Raw genomic sequence first — 19,724 nt, 5'->3', positions numbered from 1 at the left:
GGTCACCAACTCGCCATCGCGTCATTCCCCCGCGAGACCGCCGAGCAGGTGGCCGAACGAGCGACCCTCGCCGAGGTAGTTGGCGGGGTCGAACGGGTCGGTGCTCTTCGCGGGCTCCCTGCGGGCGATCGCCTCGGCGAGTTCACGCGCGCCGCGGTCGATCCGCTCGCCCAGGGGCGCGACCTGGTCGGCCGATCCTCCCCAGTCGCTCGACGCCGCGAAGACGCCGGTCGCAACCGGCTCGGCGTGCAGGTACGTGAACAGCGGGCGGATCGCGTAGTCGATCGCGAGCGAATGCCGAGCTGTGCCGGCATTCGCGCCGATGAGCACGGGCTTGCCGGTCAGCGCGTCGGGGTCCAGCACGTCGATGAACGACTTGAAGAGCCCCGAGTAGCTCGTCGAGAAGATCGGCGTCACGGCGATGACGGCGTCGGCCGAAGTGACCGCGTCGATCATCGACTCGAGCGCCGGCGGCGCGAAGCCGGTCAGCAGATGGTTCGTGATGTCGTGCGCATAGTCCCGCAGCTCGAACACGTCGACCTCGGTGCGGATGCCGCGCTCGAGCAGCTGTCGGGCACTTGCGGATGAGAGCCGGTCGGCGAGCATCCGAGTCGACGACGGGTTGGACAGCCCGGCCGAGATCACGGCGATCCGCCGGGTCTGGCCACTCTCGGCGCTGAAGTCAGGAGTGTCGGTCATCTCAGGCCCCTGTCCGAGTCGCGGCCGAACCGAACGCCGATCCCTGCTTCGACGCGCTCAGCAGCTGAGACTCGCTGTCGCGGTAGGGCGATTCGCCGACGAGGTTGTCGCCGCGGTTCGCGCCAGGGACGGCCTGCCGGGGCGCCTCGCCGCCGTACGCCGCCGCCACGAGACCAGCATGCGTCGGGGCATCCGGCACGTCGGCGGGACGGTCCTTCGCGAGCTCCTTGCGCAGCACGGGAACGACCTCGCCACCCAGGATGTCGAGCTGCTCGAGCACGGTCTTCAGCGGCAGACCCGCGTGGTCCATGAGGAACAGCTGGCGCTGGTAGTCGCCATAGTGCTCGCGCATACCGGCGTACCGGTCGATGACCTGCTGCGGAGACCCGACCGTGAGGGGAGTCATCTCGCTGAAGTCCTCGAGCGACGGACCGTGTCCGTAGACCGGGGCGTTGTCGAAGTAAGGCCGGAACTCGCGGACGGCATCCTGCGATTTGGCAGACATGAACACCTGGCCGCCGAGGCCGACGATCGCCTGTTCCGGCGTGCCGTGCCCGTAGTGGGCGTAGCGCTGACGGTAGAGGGCGATCAGGCGCTGGTAGTGCTCCTTGGGCCAGAAGATGTTGTTCGCGAAGAATCCGTCGCCGTAGTAGGCGGCCTGCTCGGCGATCTCAGGGGTGCGGATCGAGCCGTGCCAGACGAACGGGGCCACGCCGTCCAGCGGACGCGGGGTCGACGTGAAGCCCTGAAGGGGCGTGCGGAACTGGCCCTCCCAGTCGACGACATCCTCTCGCCACAGGCGGTGCAGCAGGTTGTAGTTCTCGATCGCGAGGGGCAGACCCTGGCGGATGTCCTTGCCGAACCACGGGTAGACCGGGCCGGTGTTGCCGCGGCCGAGCATGAGGTCGACGCGCCCGCCCGACACGTGCTGGAGCATCGCGAAGTCCTCCGCGATCTTCACCGGGTCGTTGGTCGTGATCAGCGTGGTCGCTGTCGAGAGGATGAGGTGCTCGGTCTGGGCGGCGATGTAGGCGAGGGTCGTGGTGGGTGACGACGACCAGAACGGCGGGTTGTGGTGCTCGCCCAGCGCGAAGACGTCGAGACCGACATCCTCGGCGTGCTTCGCGATCGCGAGGGTGCTGCGGATCCGCTCGTTCTCGCTCGGCGTGATTCCGGTCGTCGGGTCCTCGGTGATGTCGCTCACCGTGAAGATGCCGAACTGCATCTGGGGTGTGATGTCGTTCACGATCGCTCCTCGCGTTTTCTATGCATGTGAATGTATCTCATGCAACGCGGCATGCGTCAGGATATTCCGACCGGATGGGGGAATGCCGAACCACGTGACTGGAACTCGAGGATCGCGGGATTGAGGACGACGCCGCCGGCGACCTCCGTCGCCCGGCGGATCGTCTCATCCTGAGACCACGCCTCGGTTCCGCCCATGACGATCGGGATGAAGCCGAGCAGCGCCTCGCTGATCTCCCAGCTGGCCGAGTTCCACAGGTAGGAGGGGCTGTGGTCGACCGCGTAGTAATTGATCGTGTCTCCGACCGTGAACATCGGATCCGCGAAGGACGTGGGCTTGGCCCACTCGAAGCCCATTCCCTCGTCGCACGAGACGTCGATGATGAGACTGCCGGGCCGGAGGGCGCCGAGATCGTTCTCGCGCAGGTAGATCAGCGGCCGGTTCGGATCCTGCAGCGTGCAATTGACGACGATGTCGCTCTCGGCCAGGAACGGCGCGAGCGGCACGCGACCGTCGTCGGTGATGACCTCGCTGAAGATTCCCTCGTCGTCGGGCTCGAACTGGATGATGTGCGCCGCGTGGATGGGTGCCGCGACCGATGCCGTCCGCCGATTGGTCAGCACGCGCACGTCATGCACCCCGTGCGCTCGGAGCGCGGTGACGGCTCCGCGCGCGGTCGCACCGAAGCCGATCACGACCGCAGTGAGTCGGCGGCCGTAGTCCCCTGTCGAGCCGCAGAGCTGGAGCGCGTGCAGTACCGAGCAGTAGCCCGCGAGCTCGTTGTTCATGTGGAACACGTGCAGGCCGAAGGCGCCGTCCTGACCCCAGTGGTTCATCGCCTCGAACGCGATGACCGTCAGGCGCTTGTCGATGGCGAGCTGCGTCATCCGGCCGTCCTGCACCAGATGCGGCCAGCCCCAGAGCACCTGGCCGTCGCGGAGCTGCCCCACATCCTCGAGCTGAGGCTTGGGAAGCAGCACCACATCGGATGTCGCCATGACCTCGCCCCGCGAAGCGAAGCCTCCGACGAAGGGCAGGAGTTCGAGATCGGCGACGCCGAATCGGTCGCCGTACCCCTCCTCCACGAGTACTCGACTGCGTAGCTCATCGGGAAGCCGCTCGAAGTGGCCGGGATGGATCGGAACCCGCCGCTCGTCCGGTTTGCGCGAGGTGCCGATCACACCCAGAGTCGCTCCAGCATCGGTCATATCGGCCTCGTTCCCTGCGCCGGGCAGGAGCCTCCCCGGAACCCCGACGCTACACCCCTGAGCGGCACGGATGCCCCGGCTCAGCCCGAGGCGAAGACCTGCAGCATGTCGCGCACGAGCTGGTGGGGTGCGGTCTCGCAGGGCGCGTGGCCGGTCGGATATACCGCGATGCGGGCTCCGATCCGCTCGGCGTACTCGCGGTGCTGGGCCTCGGGCCACAGGTCCGCCTCACCGACGGCGATGAGCTTCGGGATGTCGACCGCGGCGACCTCGTCGGCGACATCCGGCATCGTCATCATGAGCCCCACGATGTCGTCGATGACGGCGCGACCTGTGACCGCCATCCGCTCCCTGACGAACGCGATCCGCATCGGCGGCGTGCGGTTGAGGTTGTAGCGGATGCCCCACAGGATGAGCCCGGCAGCTCGATGCGGTGGCATGTCGGAGATCGGACCGATGTGCTTGACGCCCCGGAACACCTGGCCGGTCGCCGGCGGAGCGGCCATGAGCGTCAGGCTGGCGAACAGGTCTGGACGCTCGATCATCGCCAGTTCCGCGACGAGGCCGGCGAAGCTGTAGCCCAGGACGTGGGCCGGGGTTCGACCGTCCTCGAGGATCGCGATGAGGTCGTCGATGAAGAGGCGGTAGTCGTAGTGCTCGCGGGGCGGGTCGAAGTGCTGCGGGCCGGAATCCACCGAGCCGTAGTGCCCCGCGATGTCGAACGACTCGACGCGATAGCCGGCCGCGGCGAACAGCGGGAACAGGAGGATGAAGTCCTCCTTCGACCCCGCGACACCTGAGACCAGCACGACCCGGGGCGCATCGGGGTCGCCGAGTCTGGCGCGCGCCAGACCGCCGCTGGGTGCCGGGAACACATCGTGTTCGGTTGCGGGAGGAAAGACGTGCCAGTCCACGTCGGGGATCGCCCGATCCTGAGCGAGCGCATCGTCGATCGAAGTCATTGCGCGCACGACACTACCGCGTGGGGAGACCTGCGAGCTCCTCCGCACGCGGAGCGAAGTCGATGTGACCGCCGTCGGCATCGAAGGCCTGCACCGGTCGCCGCGGCGACCACCGCTCCCACCCCGGGTCGCCGTTCACGATGAACGACACCCACGCCCGGTGCATCGCATCGGCGAGGACCTGGGGAGCGTCGGGGCCACCGAGGGCGACCGCATCCGCCGTGTCGAGTCGGTCGAAGACGAACCCGAGTTCCATCGCGTGAGCGGCTCCGAGTCGGTCCACCGGGCTGCGCCAGCGGAACTCGTACACGTATGTCGGCGCCTCCGCGCCGACGCGGCTGTCGGCGAACCGGGTGATGGGGCCACGGAGCAGAACGTCCGAGATGATCTCGCCGATGACCTCGCCGGCTGTCGCATCAGGTCGGCGCACCCTGTGCGCCCTCACGATCCGCCGGGGAATCCGCGCCGCGACGCGGGCGAGCGTCACGGTCGACCAGCGTGTCCGGTCGACGGCGCCAGAGGGCACCAGCCACAGCCGGTACTCCTCGCTCGTCGAGCCGATGAGCACGGGGATGCTCGTCGAAGCACCCGCGACCAGCGCATCGAGCGGATTCTGGGGCACCGCGTCGCCGCCGATCGCGAGCGCCACGCTGGGGCCCCGGCCGAGCGGCGAACCGCCCGCGGTCAAGGCCGTCTGCTCCGCCGCCAGCCGCGGGGGTGCGACTGCGGCGAACCCGGCTCGAGTGGCGGCGACTCCGAGTCGCTTCGCGATCTCGCGCGTCATACGCCCTGCCCTCTTCGACGGCTGCGCCTGCAGGGGTCCGCTCTGCAGGATCGCCTGGTCGAAGAGCTCGCCGGCATGAGGCAGGGCCAGCAGCGCGCTGAGCGTGTTGGCACCCGCCGAGTGCCCCATCACGGTGACCCGGCCGGGGTCACCGCCGAACGCGCCGATCTCGTGCCGCACCCATCGCAGCGCGGCCTGCTGGTCGAGCACGCCGAGGTTCTGCGGCACATCCTCCAGCACTGCGAACCCCTCCTGGCCGACCCGGTACTGCACCGTGACGACGACGATCCCGTGGCGGGCGAAGGTCACGCCGTCGTACGTCGGCAGGGCGGCAGATCCCCGGGTCAGCGCCCCGCCGTGGACGAAGACCAGCACGGGCAGTTTCGCGTCGGGGTCGCGGTCCGCCGGGGTCCACACGTTCACGGTCAGGATGTCGTCCCCCGGCACCTCGACGGTGTCGAGGTACTTGTCCATCCCGCGCTGGTAGGGCAGCTGCGGCGCGGTCGGCCCGAACTGCGTGGCGTTCCGTTCGCCGTCCCACGCCTCCGGAGCCTGCGGCGGATGGAACCGGTGCATGCCGAACGGCGGCGCCGCATACGGGATGCCGAGATAGCGGTCGATGCCGCCGTCGCTCACCCCGCGCAGGACACCGGTCGAGATGGCGAGCACGGTCGCCTCGGGCATGCGGACTCCTCCTCCGACGCGATCCGTCGAGTGGGCGGAGCGCCTCATCGCGCGTATGTCGATCACGGCAGAAGACCGTGTCGCGACACCCAGGATAAGGTGGCTTCGCCGTCATGACCGATCCAGCCCATGCAGCCGCGGCCGCGGCATCCTCTTCCCCCGGCGCACCCGCCACCGGGAGCGTCGGCGTGCATCAGAAGCGTCGACGGGTCCCGTTCTGGGACAACGCCCGATTCGCGTGCATCGTCCTGGTGGTGCTGGGCCACGCCACCCAGCGTCTGACGTACGACTCCGACATCGCCCTCGGCCTGTACCTCGTCGTCTACGCGTTCCACATGCCGGCGTTCGCGATCATCTCGGGCTATTTCTCCAAGTCCGACTCCCCCACCCGCGTGCAGATGGCCCGCGTGATCACGGATATCCTCGTGCCGTACGTGATCTTCGAGGCGGTGTGGACGCTCACCAAGTGGATCGTCGAGGGTCGCGCCAACCCCAACATCACCGAGCCCTCATGGACCCTCTGGTTCCTGCTCGCGCTCGGCATCTTCCGGCTCGTGCTGCCGTACCTCGCGCTGCTCCGCTATCCGCTGCTGTGGACGGTCGTCATCTCGATCGGCGCGGGCTACCTCCCGAATCTCGACTCCACGTTCTCGCTCTCGCGGACGCTGGGGCTCCTCCCCTTCTTCACGCTCGGCTGGTGGCTTCGCGAGCACGACATCGTCGACCGGTTCCGGCTGCTGCGGAGCAGGGCGTGGTGGGTGCCGGTCGCCGCTGTGGCCGCGTTCGTCGTCGCAGGCTGGGCGGCGTGGTACTTCGTCGACGGCTGGCGCGAGATGAACCTGCGCGAATGGCTCTTCTACGACGAGAACTACTCGTCGATCGGCGGGACGCAGTGGTGGGCCGGGGGCGTGCGGCTCGCGCTCATCGCCATCGCGGTCGTGCTCAGCGCCGCCTTCTTCGCACTCGTTCCCCGCCGCACGCACTGGTGGACCCATTTCGGCCAGTACACGATGTACGTCTACCTGCTCCACTCCTTCGTGCTCTACCCGTTCCGCGAGTCGGGCCTGCTCCGCGATCTCGACCCGACGTGGCTGTGGCTGCCGATCGTCGTGGTGGCATCCGTGCTCATCGCACTGGGCCTGGCGACCAGACCGGTGCGGCGCGTGTTCCGCCCGCTCGTCGAGCCGCGGCCCGCGTGGCTCTTCGCCGACCCGAAGCTCGCGCGACGTGAGGGGCGACGGAGCGACCCCACCGGCTCTCGGCGTCCGGCCGAGCAGCCGCGACCGGCCCCCGGACCGCATCCGGACCCACGACAGAACGGCTGATCCGTCCGCCGGCTCAGAGCGGGGCCGGCGCCTCCACGGCCGCGCGGGCGTAGGACTCGGCAAGCCGGGCGAGGTGCGCTCTCAGCTCGACCGGCGACTCGACGGTGAACGGCATCCCGAGCATGCCGATGTAGGCCGCGACGGTCTCGAGGCTGTCGGCGCCCGTGACGAGGACGGATGTCGTCGCATCGATCGACTCCACGACGCCGACCGTGGGGTTGATCCGCGCGACGACGGCTTCGGCGGGCGCGTCGACCCTGAGCCGTGCGTGCACGATCCACCCGCTCGACGCCACCGAGCGGAGCACGAATTCGGTGAAGTCTCCACCGGGCAGTGCCACCGGCTCAAACGACCTGCGTGTCGGCATCCGTGGCGCGACCCAGTCCATGCGGAACGTCGACCACTCGCCGCTCTGCGGGTCGCGGCCGACCAGGTACCAGCGCCGCTGCCAGCTGAGCAGGCGGTATGGCTCCGCGAGCCGCACACCGTCCGGATACTCGAAGCGGAACCACTCCTGATCGCGGATCGCCTGCGCCGCCGCCGCGAGCGCGGCGGGATCGACCTCGGGATCGGGCGCGTCGGTGCCGATGTTCTCGGGGCCGCGGTCGACGGTCGCGGCAAGCGCGTCCACGGTGGGGCGCAGCCGCGACGGCAGCACCTGCAGGAGCTTCGCGAGAGCGCGCTCGCCGGCATCCGCAATGCCGGCGACGCCGGTCGCGACGCGCAGTCCGATCGCGACGGCCACGGCCTCCTCATCGTCGAGGAGGAGGGGCGGCAGCCGCCCGCCGGCGCCGAGCCGGTATGAGCCTGCGCGACCGCGCGTGGCGTCGACGGGGTAGCCGAGCGCGCGCAGGCGCTCGATGTCGTTTCGGATCGTGCGCGGAGTCACGTCGAGTCGCACGGCGAGCTCGGCGCCGGTCCAGTCCGGGCGGCTCTGCATCAGCGCGAGAAGAGAAAGGAGTCGCGCCGACGTCTCGAGCATTCTGGCCCCAAAGCGTAAGAGATAACAGGAATGAGATGTTCCTATATGGATCGTAGCGTGGAGCCATGAACACGACAGACACCCCCACCGACATCCGTCCGTTCCGCGTCGACGTGCCGCAGGCCGAGGTAGACGACCTGACCGCGCGGCTCGCGCGGACCCGCTTCCCCCAGCCGGCACCAGGTGACGACTGGGACGCGGGAACGCCCGTGACGTACCTCCGCGATGCCGTGGCCCGCTGGCACGACTCGTTCGACTGGCGCGAGGTCGAAGCGCGGATCAACGCGTTCCCGCACTTCACGACCGAGATCGACGGCCAGACCTTCCACTTCATCCACGCTCGTTCGCCGCACCCGGGCGCGACCCCGCTGATCCTGGCGCACACGTATCCCGGCTCGTTCGTGGACTACCTCGACATGATCGGTCCGCTCATCGACCCGGTCGCGCACGGCGGACGCGCCGAGGACGCGTTCGACGTCGTCGTTCCCGACGCTCCGGGATACGGGTTCAGCCAGCCGGTCGGCGAGCCCGGATGGGCGACGGCCCGGGTCGCCGCAGCGTACGACACGCTGATGCGACGCCTCGGGTACGACTCCTACGGCATCCACGGCAGCGACAACGGCGCGCTGATCGCCCGCGATCTCGGCCTGCTCGAGCCGGAAGGCTTCCTCGGCCTGCACGTGCTGCAGCTCTTCTCGTTCCCCTCGGGCGACCCCGACGAGTTCGCGAAGCTCGAGCCGGCCGATTACGCCGGACTCGAGCACATGCAGTGGTTCCAATCGGTCGGCGGCTACAACACCATGAACGCGTCACGCCCGCAGACCGTCGCCGCCGGGCTGTCGGACTCCCCCGTCGGGCTCCTCGCCTACTCCGAGCTGTTCAACTCGTTCGGCAACGGCACGAGCCTCGTGCCGCTCGACGCGATCCTCGCCGAGGTGAGCGTCTCGTGGTTCGCGAACGCACCGGCCGGGATGTCGCGCTCCTACCGTGACAACGCCCTCGCCGAGGCGGAGCCCCGCGTCAGCACTGCGCGCACCGGCGTCGCGGTGTTCGCCGACGATTTCCAGACCATCAAGGTGTTCGCCGAGCGCGACAACACCAACATCGTCCACTGGAGCCGGTTCGAGCGCGGCGGCCACTTCGCGGCGCTCGAAGTGCCCGAGCTGGTGGTCGGCGACATCCGCTCGTTCTTCAGCAGGGAGGGCGACGACGTCTAGCTCAGCAGGCCTGCTCCGACGTACGATCCCGGTGCCGCGCCGGGCGGAATCGCCCACAGTCCCGAGCGCACGTGCCGGATGTACTCGCTCATCACGTCGGTCGACAGCGAGCGCTGCACGCGGATGAACTGCCCGGGGTCGCGCTGATACGACAGGAAGAACAGCCCCGCATCCAACCGGCCGAGGTCGTTGTTGCCGTCGACGAAGTTATAGCCGCGGCGGAGCATCCGGGTGCCCTCATTGGCATCCGGATGCGCCAGCCGGACGTGGCTGTCGACCGGGATGACGGGCGCCCCGGTGGTGTCGGCGGCCGCGAAGTCGGGCTCGGTGTACTCGTCCCCGCCCGAGAGAGGCGCACCCTCGCCCTTCGTCCGGCCGATGATGTCGTTCTGCTCGGACAGCCGCACACGATCCCATGTCTCGATGAGCATCGCGATCTTGCGGGCGACGAGATACGAGCCTCCCGCCATCCATGCGGGTGTGTCGGATGCCGCGACCCACACGTGCTCGTCCAGTGCCGCCGTGTCGTCGGACAAGATGTTGCGGGTGCCGTCCTTGAACCCGAAGAGATTGCGCGGTGTCTGCTGCGCCGTCGTGGTGCGGGAGGTGCGCCCGAACCCCAGCTGAGACCAGCGAAGCCGGGCGCGGCCGAATGCGATGCGACTGAGATTGCGGATGGCGTGTACGGCGACTTGGGGATCGTCTGCGCACGCCTGGATGCAGAGGTCTCCCCCGGAGGCGTTCGGATCGAGGTCGTCGCCGACGAAGGCCGGCAGCTGCTCGAGGGTCGAAGGACGCTGCGCCGCGATGCCGTATCGATCCACCCCGTCGAGCTCGAAGAGCGTCGGGCCGAAGCCGAACGTGATCGTCAGGCTGCTCGCCGGCAACCCGAGCGCTTCGCCGGTGTCATCGGGCGGGGCTTCGGGCGACCCGCCCACCGCGCCGCTCACACTGACATCGAGTCCCTGGGTCATACGGGCAGCGGCATACGTCCAGTCCTGCAGCAGCGACACCAGGTCGTCTCGGTCGGTGCGCGCCATCATGTCGAACGATGCGAAATGCAGCCGGTCCTGGACGGGCGTCGTGATGCCGGACTGATGCCCGCCGAAGAACGGGTGGACGGCTGCCGCGGTCTCGGCGCGGGCGCGACCGACGGCGACGCCGGCCGTCGCGCCGGCTCCTGCACCGATCGCGAGACCGGCTGCCCCGGCTCCGATCGCGAGCCCGAGCAGACCCCGGCGGCTGACGCCGCCGGGGTCCGGGCTCATGGAGATGTCATCGGTCACGTCAGCCCAGAACGGTCACCGTGAGCTGCGACAGCGGTTCGGCGAGAGCGTTGATCAGGTCCGTCAGCTCGCGCTTGTCTGCATCCGTCAGCTCGTTGTAGTCGACGAAGCCGTCCGCCAGCGAGCCATGTACGGCGAGAGCGGCCTCGAGGTCGGCGTAGCCGGAGTCGATCTGCTCGACGAGGGCCCCGCCCTCGTCGCCCTTCGACTCGGCGAAGGGTTGGACGAGAGAGAAGGCCATCTTCGAGCCCTCGACGTTCGCGGCGAAATCCCACAGGTCGGAGCCGGACCACCAGTCCTCTTCGCCCGAGATCTTGCCGGTGGCGACCTCGTCGAGGAGGGCGATCGCGCCGTTGCTGAGACCCGCGGCACCCTGCGACTCGAGGGCCGTCTGGAAGTCCGCGGAGTGCACGTAGTCGTAGAGCTCCTGCACGTCGGCGATCAGCTGGTCGCCGAACGCGGCGCGCTCCTGCGGAGTGGATGGCGCCCAGTCCTGCCAGGCCGACGCGCCGTCGGCGTTGAGCGCGTCCTCCGCCGGCACCCACAGGTCCTTCTCGATGCGGTGGAAGCCGGTCCAGTCGAGCCCGTCCGCAACGGCGTCCACTTCGCGGAAGTCGATCCTCGGGTCGAGGTCGCCCAGCGACTCGGCGATGGGCTCGATCCGCTCGTAGTAGGCGCGGACGTTGGGGAACTGCGTCTTCGCGGCGTCGTCGTCGCCCGACTCGTAGGCGGTCACGAAGGTCTCGACGGCGGGCAGCAGCTGCTCGACCTGGTCCTTGACGAACGCCGCGTACAGGTCGACGGCCTGCTGGTTCTGCTCGGCGTCGTCACCGGTCGCCTCGACGCGATCACCGGCGACCGAGAAACCGGCCTTGCCGACGCCCTCGCCGACCATTCCGGGCTTGCACAGCGTGAAGTACTCGCCCGGCTGCGCCACCACGGTGAGCGTGCGCGAGGCGCCGGGTGCGATGTTCTCGGCTTCGCCGACGATCCTCAGCCCGTCCTCCGCCAACAGGTAGAACTCCGAGATCTGGTCGCCCCTGTTGCTCACGTCGAACGAGAGGGTGCCGCTGGTCGCCGAGGAGTCCGACACCTCGCACGCCGAATCGGTCGAGGTCACGGCCAACGCGCCCGTCGCCGCGACATCCCTCTTGGCCACGCAGCCGGCCAGAACCAGTGCGGCGACGCCGGCGACGGCGAGGACGCCCAGGGTGCGGTGGGTGGTCATGGTGCTCCTTGCTGGGGAGGGGCGGGCGACGCGGACGAACCGGAGCGGGCGCGCCCGCTCAAGACGGCGACGCGGTCCAGAGCCGCGTTCGATGTCGCCTGTGCATGGGCCGGGGACGCGGGCGAGTTCTCGGAACGAGCCTTGTCGCGGCGGGCGCCACGGGCACCACCGACGCCGCGAATGAAGAACGTCCCGACGATCAGGACGTACAGCGCCCACGCGATCACCTGGAGCCAGGTCATCTCGGGCATGAAGCCGATCGTCGACTGCAGGACGATCGCGATCACGCTGCCGGGTGCGACGACACCGCTGAGATCGAACGCCCAGCCGAACGGGAACGCCGCGAGGCCGACGGCGACGGCGCCGGTGACCGGATCGATGGGGGCGGCGTCCGTGAAGGGTCCGGGCAGCGCACCGGCTTCCTGGAGGTCCATGACCGCGTAGGCGAGCACCCCGGCGGCGACGACCACGAGGAATGCGCCGGTCGCGGTGAAGAACACACGGAGGTTGATGCGCAGCATCCCCCGGGCGAGCAGCCATCCGAGCACGATGGCCGCGGCGAGTCCCAGGACGGCGCCGAGGATCGCGTATGGCGCATCGCCGAACGACTCCATCATCGACCACAGCAGCAGCGTGGTCTCGATTCCCTCGCGCGCGACCGAGATGAACCCGATGATCACCACTGCCCACAGGCCGCTGGACGCGAGCGCGCGGTCGACGCCGGCCTCGAGCGACGACTTCAGAGTGCGCGCAGTCTTCTGCATCCAGAAGATCATCCACGTCACCATCGCGACCGTGATGAGCGACAGGATGCCGCCGATCATCTCCTGCGCTTCGAAGGTCAGGCTGTATGCCCCGAACGTCAGCACGGCGCCGATGCCGAGCGCCAGCGCGACGGCCAGACCGATGCCTGCCCACAGCCTCGGCAGCACGTCGCGGCGGCCCATCCGCGTCACGTACGCGACCAGGATCCCGACCACGAGCGCTGCCTCGAGGCCTTCGCGCAGGCCGATGAGGAAGGTCGCGAGCACGTCGTTCCTATCGGGATTTCGAGGGATCAGGTGAGGTAAGGCTTACCTCAATCTACCGATCCGCTCCGAGACTGTCCAATCACGCGGTGCCCGCCAGGCGATCCGGTAACCCGATGCAACATTCGGGCAGGATGCCGCGGCATCCGCATATCGTCACTGCATGGCCGACCTGAACCTGCCGATTCTCGATCTCTCCCAGCTGGACGCCGGCGCGGACGCCGCCGCGCGATTCCGCGCGGACCTGCGTGACGCCACGCACCGCGTCGGGTTCTTCTACCTGACGGGCACGGGCGTCTCGCCCGAGCTCGAGGACCGATTGCACCGTGCCGCCCGCGACTTCTTCGCGCTGCCCGAGTCCGACAAACTCGCGATCGAGAACGTCAAGAGCCCGCACTTCCGCGGCTACACGCGCATCGGCGGCGAGCGCACCCAGGGCAAGGTCGACTGGCGGGAGCAGATCGACATCGGCCCCGAACGCGACGCGGTCGCCGACAGCGATGCGCCGGACTTCGCGCGCCTGATCGGGCCGAACCTCTGGCCTGACGCCCAGCCCGAACTGCGAGAGGTCGTGTCGGAATGGCACGACCATCTGTCGGGCGTCGCGCGAAAGCTTCTGCGCGCGTGGGCCGTGGCCCTCGGGGCGCCAGAAAGCTACTTCGACGAGCACTTCGGCGAGCCCTCGACGCTCATCAAGATCGTGCGCTACCCGGGCAAGGAAGACCCGACTCCGCAGCAGGGAGTCGGAGCTCACAAGGACTCCGGCGTGCTCACGCTGCTGTGGGTCGAGCCCGGTAAGGGCGGGTTGCAGGTGGAGCGCGACGGCGAGTGGGTCGACGCGCCGCCGGTGCCGGGCGCATTCGTCGTGAATATCGGCGAACTGCTGGAATACGCGACGGGCGGCTATCTCATCGCGACGAAGCACCGGGTGATCTCGCCCCGCTATCCCGACGACCGCATCTCGGTGCCGTTCTTCTTCAACCCCGCGCTCGACAAGCGCCTGCCACTGATCGAACTCCCCGCCGAGCTCGCCGCCGAGGCGCGAGGGGTCACGCAGGACCCGGCGAACCCGATCCACGCGCTCTACGGCGAGAACGCCCTCAAGTCCCGCCTGCGCGCCCATCCGGACGTCGCCGAGATCTGGCACGCCGACCTGGTCGCGGCGCGGGCCGCGACATCCGCCACTCCCTGACGCGCGGTCGCCGCGAGCGAGACCTGCGCGTGGCGCCGAGCCCCCGGGGTACGCCACCGGGTCTCGGCGCGGGTGCCGGGTCTCGGCCGGATGCCGGGTCTCATCGCGAATGCTGGGTCTCGGCGGGCGAAAGCGACGATCTGCGATGCCGATCTGCTCGCGGGCGGGCGAGACCCTCGGTTGGCGGCGAGACACTGGCCCAGGCCACCGGGTCTCAGCGCGAATGCCGGATGTCGCGGTCGTCTGGCATGCAGATCTGGTCGCCGCCGGGTGAGACCCTCGGGCGGCGCCGAAACCCTGGCGCACGCCACCTTGTCTCGGCGCGAATGCCGGGTTTCGGCGGGAACGCCGCGTCTCAGCGGGGATGCGGGGCCTCGGCGGGGAGGCTATACGCGCCGGGCACAGCGAAAGGCCGCCCACACCGTGGACGGCCTTTCGGGAAGACGATTGAACGCTGAGTCGCGTTAGCGACGGAGTCCGAGACGCTCGATCAGCGAGCGGTAACGCGCGATGTCGATGTCCTGGAGGTAGCCGAGCAGACGACGGCGCTGACCGACCATCAGGAACAGACCACGACGCGAGTGGTGGTCGTGCTTGTGCTCCTTCAGGTGCTCTGTGAGGTCCTTGATGCGCTGCGTCAGCATCGCGACCTGCACCTCGGGGGATCCGGTGTCACCGGGGTGCGTCGCGTACTCTTCGATGATCGCCTTCTTGGCTTCGGATTCGAGTGGCATAGATGGGATCCCCTTTCTGGTCATTGCGCGGCGCCCGACGCCTGATGCGTGAGCTCTCTTTATCCGCGGCCGATCGAACGGCAACCTGAAGAGTCTACCAGCCGGCACCGACCCCGACGAATCGCCCGCTCGGCGCGCGGGCTAGGCTCGAGGGATGCCCGAGCTGTGCCGGATCGTGTCGTGATCAAGCGGCTTCGTCGCGATCACTTCATCGACCTACGGCCGTTCGCAGCGAGCCCGGCCTTCGCCCGCCTCTGGATCGGCTCGACGCTCTCGGGCCTCGGCGGTCAGCTCACCATCGTCGCGGTGATGCTGCAGATGTACGCACTGACGGGATCGACGTTCGCCGTCGCGATGATCGCGGTCACCGGACTCGTGCCGATGATCATCGCCGGACTCTACGGCGGGATGCTGGCGGATGCCTTCGACCGACGGATGGTGGCCCTCATCGCCGCCACCATCACGTTCGCGTCGACGGTCGTCCTCGCGGTGATCACGTGGGGACAGTGGGAGACCGTGGCATGGCTCTACGCGCTCACGATCGTGAACTCCGCGGCGAACACGGTCGTGTCCGCCACCCGCGCCGCCATCGTGCCGCGCCTGATCCCCAGCGATCTGCTGCCGGCGGCATCCGCTCTCAACGGCATCACCGTCGGAATCATGGTGATGGTGGGCCCGGCGCTCGCGGGCGTGCTCGTCGCGTTCACCGGCTACGCCTGGACCTACACGATCGACGTGGTGCTCATGCTGTCGCTCTTCGTCGGGCTCTGGACCCTGCCGAGCGTCCGCCCCGAGGGCGTGATCGTCCGTCCTGGGCTCGAATCCCTCAAGGACGGATGGCGCTTCCTCAAGGGGGCGTCGAACATCCGCCTGCAGTTCATCCTCGACATCATCGCCATGACGTTCGGCCAGCCGCTCGCGCTCTTCCCCGCGATCGGCGCGATCCTGCTGGGCGGCGGACCCATCACGACCGGCCTGCTGACCGCATCGATCGCGGCAGGCGCGTTCGTGTCGAGCCTGCTCTCGGGACCTGTCGGTCGCGTGCGCCGCCAGGGCCTGGGGATCGAGCGTGCGATCGTCGTCTACGGCGGGGCGATGACGGCATTCGGGCTCGTGCTCGGCGCTGCGGCGCTCGGATGGTTCGCCCCGGTCGGCGTCGACGAGAACACCCCGAACGTCGTGCTCATCGTCGCCGCAGTCATCACGATGATCGTCGCGGGCGCCGCTGACAATGTCAGCTCGATCTTCCGCAACACGATGCTGCAGGCCGCAGTTCCCGATGCGATCCGCGGACGCCTCCAGGGCGTGTTCATCGTCGTGGTCACGGGCGGCCCACGGCTCGGCGCCCTCTACGCGGGAGTGCTCGCGACCCTCACGACGCTGTGGTTCCCGCCTCTCCTCGGCGGGTTCGTGATCATCGGGCTCGTGTCCCTGCTCGTGAGGTCGAGCCCCCGGTTCCGCGCCTACGACGCGGAGCACCCGGTGCCGTAGCGGAACCGCCACTCTTCGGCGGGTTTCGGACGGGGCATCGGGGTTCGAGTCCTCGGGGTGGATGCCCGCAATAGAGTCGACGGGTGCCGACCGAGACCCCCACCGCCGCGACTGCCCGCGCCACGGGCGACCTCGCCGGCCCAGGCGGTCTGTCCAACGCTTCGGTCGCCGTGCAGTTCGTGCTCACCGGCATCATCTGGGGGTCGAGCTTCCTGTTCATGAAGGTCGCGCTCGATGGCATCTCCCCCGGCCAGGTGGCGTGGTCGCGGCTGATCCTGGGCGGGCTGACACTCGGCCTGTTCGTCGCGCTGCGCCGCGACCGGCTGCCCCGCAGCCTGCGGATCTGGGGCCACATGACGGTCCTCGCGGTGTCTTTCTGCGTCGCGCCCTTCCTGCTCTTCTCCTGGGCGCAACAGCACGTCACGTCCGGACTCGCGAGCATCTACAACGCGACGACCCCGATCATGACGGCCGTGATGGCCGGACTGCTGTTCCGGGTCGAGCGGCTGAAGGCTCTGCAGATCGCAGGCATCCTCGCCGGCATCCTCGGCGTGGTGGTCATCATCGCGCCGTGGCAGGGCCTCGACCTGAGCCAGAGCCTCGTCGCGCAGTTCGCCATCCTCGGCGCGACCGCCTGCTACGGATTCAGCCTCGCGTACATGCGCAAGTTCGTCGCCCACACAGGCATGACGGCGCTCGTCTTCTCGTTCCTCAACATCGGCATCGCCGCGGTGATCATGCTCGCGCTGACCCCTTTCGTCGCGCTGTCGCCCGTCACGCTCGATCCCTGGATCGTGGGCAGCGTCCTGCTGCTCGGCTGCCTCGGCACAGGGGTGGCCTACATCTGGAACCAGACGACGGTCCGCGCGTGGGGGCCGACCCGCGCGTCCACCGTGACGTACATCACACCGATCGTGGGGGTGCTGCTCGGTGTGGTGATACTCGGGGAGCACATCAGCTGGAACGAGCCGGTCGGAGCGCTGGTCGTCTTCCTCGGCATCCTGCTCGCCCAGAACCGGCTGACGCCCCCGCGACGCCGCGGGCACAGCGAAGGGGCGGACGCATCGCCCGCCCCTTCATCCGATGACTAGTCCTGCTGCAGCACGAGCTGCAGTTCCAGGGTGATGGTGACGTCCTTGCCGACGAGCACCCCTCCGGTCTCGAGGGCCGCGTTCCACGTGAGGCCGAAGTCCTCACGGTTGATCACGGACTTCGCCGTGGCGCCCGCCTTGTAGTTGCCCCACGGGTCGGTGCCGAATCCGCCGAACTCGAACTCGAACGAGACCGGCTTGGTGACGCCCTTGATCGTGAGGTCGCCATCGACGAAGTACTCGCCGTCTGCAACATGCGCGGTCTTGGAGACGAACTCCATGGTCGGGAAGTTCTCGACGTCGAAGAAGTCCGCCGAACGGAGGTGGGCGTCGCGGCCGTCGTCCTTCGTGTCGAGCGAGGTGACGTCGACAGCCGCATCGACCTTCGCATCCAGCGGGTTCGCGGGGGCGACAAGGGTCGCGCTCTTCATCCCGAACGTTCCGCGCACCTTGGAGATCATCATGTGGCGGACGCTGAAGGTCACCTCGCTGTGCGAGGGGTCGAGCACCCAGGTGCCTGTCTTGTAGCCGGGAACGTCGATGATGGTGTCGGTCATGGTGGTCCTTCGTGTCGGTTATCGTCGCGGTCTGCGACAAGCTCGTACACGGTGAAGCACACGCGCGGCGCAATCTATTCCCATGAATAGATAATTGCTTGCAGATCGTGCCGCGCACAGCGTGAGGGGCGGATGCCGCGGCGTGCGGTGCGCCGGCGACATCCGCCCCTCGTGCGGGTGAGTCGCCTACGCGACGTCGATGAGATCGATGACGAAAATGAGCGTCTTGCCGCCGAGGAAGTGTCCACCGGGAGGGCCATAGGCGAGCTCGGGGGGGATCACGAGCTCCCGGCGACCGCCGACCCGCATGCCGGGGATCCCTTCCTGCCAGCCCTGGATGAGCCCACGCAGCGGGAACTGGATGCTCTCACCGCGGTTCCATGAGGAGTCGAACTCCTCGCCGGTCTCGTACTCCACGCCGAGGTAGTGGACGGTCACGGTGTCACCGGGCTTCGCCTCGTCGCCGTCACCGACGATCAGGTCGCGGATGACCAGCTCGTCGGGTGCGGGACCCTCAGGTGCGTCGATGTCGGGCTTGGTGCGGTCGTCAGTCATGACCTCCATCCAACCCGAGGGGAGCGCCCCGGTCAACGCGATGCGCGCCCGGGCGTGGCGTGGTACCGACGTGCAGGATCCTGCCCCGAGAAGGACTCAGCGCCCGGTGCCGCGGCAATGCCTGCGTGACTACCGAGCGCTGAGTTGACCTGCCTTCAGGATGCCGACGTCCCGTGATGGTGTCAAGCCCGAGAACTAAGGCGCGAACAGTGCGGCACGGGCGCCGGCGGTTCGTGTGAGGAGCACGAGCTCGTCATCGGCGGCTCGATCGTCGCGGCCGCTGATCGCGCGCTGGCGTGTCGCAGCGAGGGCCGTGGCATCGAGGATGAAGCGCTCCATGAGTCGGGTGCGATCGCCGCGAAGGGTTTTCGCCCATGCCAGGGCGGCCTTCCGACCTGCGGGTGTCGCGAGCATGTCGACCTCCTGCGGCGTGAACCATCCCGCCGCGGCGTAGTCGCCAAGACGTCGGCGGGTGAGCCGCGCCTCTTCGCGACGCAGCGCGATCACCCCGAGTACGAACAGCACGAAGAGGGGCACCTGAGCCGTCATGTAGAGCACGAAGAAGTCGAGGAAGACCGCCGACCCGTTCCAGAACGCGTGGAGCGCGATCGCACCGATCATGCCGAGCACCCAGGGTCCGACGGCCCGCCCGCCGCGAAGCCCGCGTCGCGCGGCGATGCCCAGCGCGAACCCCGTGACGCTCGTGAACATCACGTGCGCGAACGGGGACAGGATGCCGCGCACGAAGAACGTGGTCGTGAGGTCCGCCGTCCCACCCTCGACGAAGCTGATCGCGAAGTACTGGATGTTCTCGGTGAAGGCGAATCCGGCACCGACCAGTCCCCCGTACACGATCCCGTCGATCGGCCCGTCGAATGCGCGGCGGGCCGTCGCGAAGATGAGGAACACCCCGATGCCCTTGGCCGCCTCCTCGACGATGGGCGCCTGCACGACTGCCGCGAACACGTCGCGCCCCGGCGAATCGGCGGGGCCGAACGCCATCGTGATCAGCAGGTCGACCCCCAGCGCGATGCCGACGGCGGCGACCGCTCCCCAGGCGAACGCGAAGACGAGCAGCCCGCGAGGCTCGGGTTCCCAACGGTCGACGAGCCGCACGGCCAGCAGTACGGCCGCGAGCGGGACCAGCGCGACGAGCATCCCGATGAGAGAGGCAGCGGGTCCGATCGCATTGAGGAAGTAGCCGACCAGGACCGTGAGGAGGATCACGAGGACCGCAATCCACCAGACCGGGGCGGTGCGACCGGCGCGCGGCTGCACCGGCAGCGCCGCGGGAGACGCCGTCGCTGCGGGGATGACGGCGGGCGGACCCACATGCGGCTGCGCCAGCGCCGACGGGAAGGCGGGAGGAGTGAGCGAGGGCCGCGACTTGGGGGCGCCCGGGTCATGCGTCATGCGCACAGCCTAAGACCGCGCCACGCGCAAGCGACGCATCCG

General features: G+C 68.8%; 18 protein-coding genes. 5 read left to right on the top strand and 13 right to left on the bottom strand.

The annotated features are described in order from the left end of the window. Positions 1-21: 21 nt before the first annotated feature. From ABD188_RS10365 to ABD188_RS10345, 5 genes are all read right to left on the bottom strand, one after another. Positions 22-699: an FMN reductase gene (locus ABD188_RS10365; RefSeq protein ID WP_344061518.1), complete on the bottom strand. Its 678-nt coding sequence runs from the start codon at positions 697-699 to the stop codon at positions 22-24. Between the two features lies 1 nt (position 700). Further along, positions 701-1,924: an LLM class flavin-dependent oxidoreductase gene (locus ABD188_RS10360; RefSeq protein WP_344067014.1), complete on the bottom strand. Its 1,224-nt coding sequence runs from the start codon at positions 1,922-1,924 to the stop codon at positions 701-703. A 77-nt stretch (positions 1,925-2,001) separates the two neighbouring features. Further along, the gene (locus ABD188_RS10355) at positions 2,002-3,153 is read right to left on the bottom strand and encodes a N(5)-(carboxyethyl)ornithine synthase (RefSeq protein ID WP_344061515.1); all 1,152 of its coding nucleotides are present in this window, start codon (positions 3,151-3,153) and stop codon (positions 2,002-2,004) included. Between the two features lie 80 nt (positions 3,154-3,233). Continuing rightward, on the bottom strand, positions 3,234-4,115 hold the full coding sequence (locus tag ABD188_RS10350; RefSeq protein WP_344061512.1) for an alpha/beta fold hydrolase: 882 nt from the start codon (positions 4,113-4,115) through the stop codon (positions 3,234-3,236). 13 nt (positions 4,116-4,128) lie between these two features. Beyond that, positions 4,129-5,583 (bottom strand): carboxylesterase/lipase family protein, encoded by a 1,455-nt coding sequence (locus ABD188_RS10345; RefSeq protein ID WP_344061509.1) that lies wholly within the window; start codon positions 5,581-5,583, stop codon positions 4,129-4,131. A gap of 113 nt (positions 5,584-5,696) precedes the next feature. On the opposite strand from ABD188_RS10345, the gene ABD188_RS10340 reads away from it, so the two are divergent. Continuing rightward, positions 5,697-6,908 (top strand): acyltransferase family protein, encoded by a 1,212-nt coding sequence (locus ABD188_RS10340; RefSeq protein WP_344061506.1) that lies wholly within the window; start codon positions 5,697-5,699, stop codon positions 6,906-6,908. Positions 6,909-6,921: 13 nt separating this feature from the next. Here ABD188_RS10340 and ABD188_RS10335 read toward each other — a convergent pair whose 3' ends face one another. Continuing rightward, the gene (locus ABD188_RS10335) at positions 6,922-7,890 is read right to left on the bottom strand and encodes a helix-turn-helix transcriptional regulator (protein ID WP_344061504.1); all 969 of its coding nucleotides are present in this window, start codon (positions 7,888-7,890) and stop codon (positions 6,922-6,924) included. Between the two features lie 65 nt (positions 7,891-7,955). On the opposite strand from ABD188_RS10335, the gene ABD188_RS10330 reads away from it, so the two are divergent. Beyond that, positions 7,956-9,107, top strand: coding sequence for an epoxide hydrolase family protein (locus ABD188_RS10330; protein WP_344061502.1), 1,152 nt, complete (start codon positions 7,956-7,958; stop codon positions 9,105-9,107). Here ABD188_RS10330 and efeB read toward each other — a convergent pair. Genes efeB through efeU form a run of 3 tightly spaced genes read right to left on the bottom strand, consistent with a single transcriptional unit; the run spans position 9,104 to position 12,652 of the window. Next, positions 9,104-10,375, bottom strand: coding sequence for an iron uptake transporter deferrochelatase/peroxidase subunit (gene efeB / locus ABD188_RS10325; RefSeq protein ID WP_344061500.1), 1,272 nt, complete (start codon positions 10,373-10,375; stop codon positions 9,104-9,106). The genes ABD188_RS10330 and efeB overlap by 4 nt on opposite strands. Positions 10,376-10,394: 19 nt before the next feature. Next, the gene (gene efeO, locus ABD188_RS10320) at positions 10,395-11,621 is read right to left on the bottom strand and encodes an iron uptake system protein EfeO (RefSeq protein WP_344061497.1); all 1,227 of its coding nucleotides are present in this window, start codon (positions 11,619-11,621) and stop codon (positions 10,395-10,397) included. Then, entirely contained in the window at positions 11,618-12,652 is a 1,035-nt protein-coding gene (efeU, locus tag ABD188_RS10315) for an iron uptake transporter permease EfeU (RefSeq protein ID WP_344061494.1), read from the bottom strand. The genes efeO and efeU overlap by 4 nt, the downstream gene beginning before the upstream one ends. A gap of 160 nt (positions 12,653-12,812) precedes the next feature. Here efeU and ABD188_RS10310 point away from each other — a divergent pair, with 160 nt between their 5' ends. Further along, positions 12,813-13,841, top strand: a complete 1,029-nt coding sequence (locus tag ABD188_RS10310) for an isopenicillin N synthase family dioxygenase (protein ID WP_344061491.1) — start codon at positions 12,813-12,815, stop codon at positions 13,839-13,841. A gap of 464 nt (positions 13,842-14,305) precedes the next feature. On the opposite strand, the gene rpsO is transcribed toward ABD188_RS10310, so the two are convergent. Further along, the gene (rpsO, locus tag ABD188_RS10305) at positions 14,306-14,575 is read right to left on the bottom strand and encodes a 30S ribosomal protein S15 (protein WP_344061488.1); all 270 of its coding nucleotides are present in this window, start codon (positions 14,573-14,575) and stop codon (positions 14,306-14,308) included. A 180-nt stretch (positions 14,576-14,755) separates the two neighbouring features. Here rpsO and ABD188_RS10300 point away from each other — a divergent pair, with 180 nt between their 5' ends. Both ABD188_RS10300 and ABD188_RS10295 read left to right on the top strand, forming a co-directional pair. After that, positions 14,756-16,066, top strand: a complete 1,311-nt coding sequence (locus tag ABD188_RS10300) for an MFS transporter (protein ID WP_344061485.1) — start codon at positions 14,756-14,758, stop codon at positions 16,064-16,066. Between the two features lie 149 nt (positions 16,067-16,215). Continuing rightward, positions 16,216-17,157, top strand: a complete 942-nt coding sequence (locus ABD188_RS10295) for a DMT family transporter (protein ID WP_344067011.1) — start codon at positions 16,216-16,218, stop codon at positions 17,155-17,157. Here the strand turns inward: ABD188_RS10295 and ABD188_RS10290 are convergent. The 3 genes from ABD188_RS10290 to ABD188_RS10280 form a co-directional block, all read right to left on the bottom strand. Then, positions 17,154-17,714 carry a YceI family protein gene (locus ABD188_RS10290; RefSeq protein WP_344061482.1) on the bottom strand — a complete coding sequence of 187 codons (561 nt, stop codon included), beginning with the start codon at positions 17,712-17,714 and terminating at the stop codon, positions 17,154-17,156. The genes ABD188_RS10295 and ABD188_RS10290 overlap by 4 nt on opposite strands. A 186-nt stretch (positions 17,715-17,900) precedes the next feature. Continuing rightward, complete coding sequence (locus ABD188_RS10285) at positions 17,901-18,269, bottom strand: FKBP-type peptidyl-prolyl cis-trans isomerase (protein WP_344061479.1); 369 nt, start codon at positions 18,267-18,269, stop codon at positions 17,901-17,903. 195 nt (positions 18,270-18,464) lie between these two features. Then, positions 18,465-19,682: a PrsW family intramembrane metalloprotease gene (locus ABD188_RS10280; protein ID WP_344061476.1), complete on the bottom strand. Its 1,218-nt coding sequence runs from the start codon at positions 19,680-19,682 to the stop codon at positions 18,465-18,467. Positions 19,683-19,724: the final 42 nt, after the last annotated feature.

This window comes from Microbacterium pumilum, assembly GCF_039530225.1.
Lineage (GTDB): Bacteria > Actinomycetota > Actinomycetes > Actinomycetales > Microbacteriaceae > Microbacterium > Microbacterium pumilum.
The sequence above is the reverse complement of the archived record's forward strand: the minus strand, read 5'-3'. Positions and strand labels throughout refer to the sequence as shown.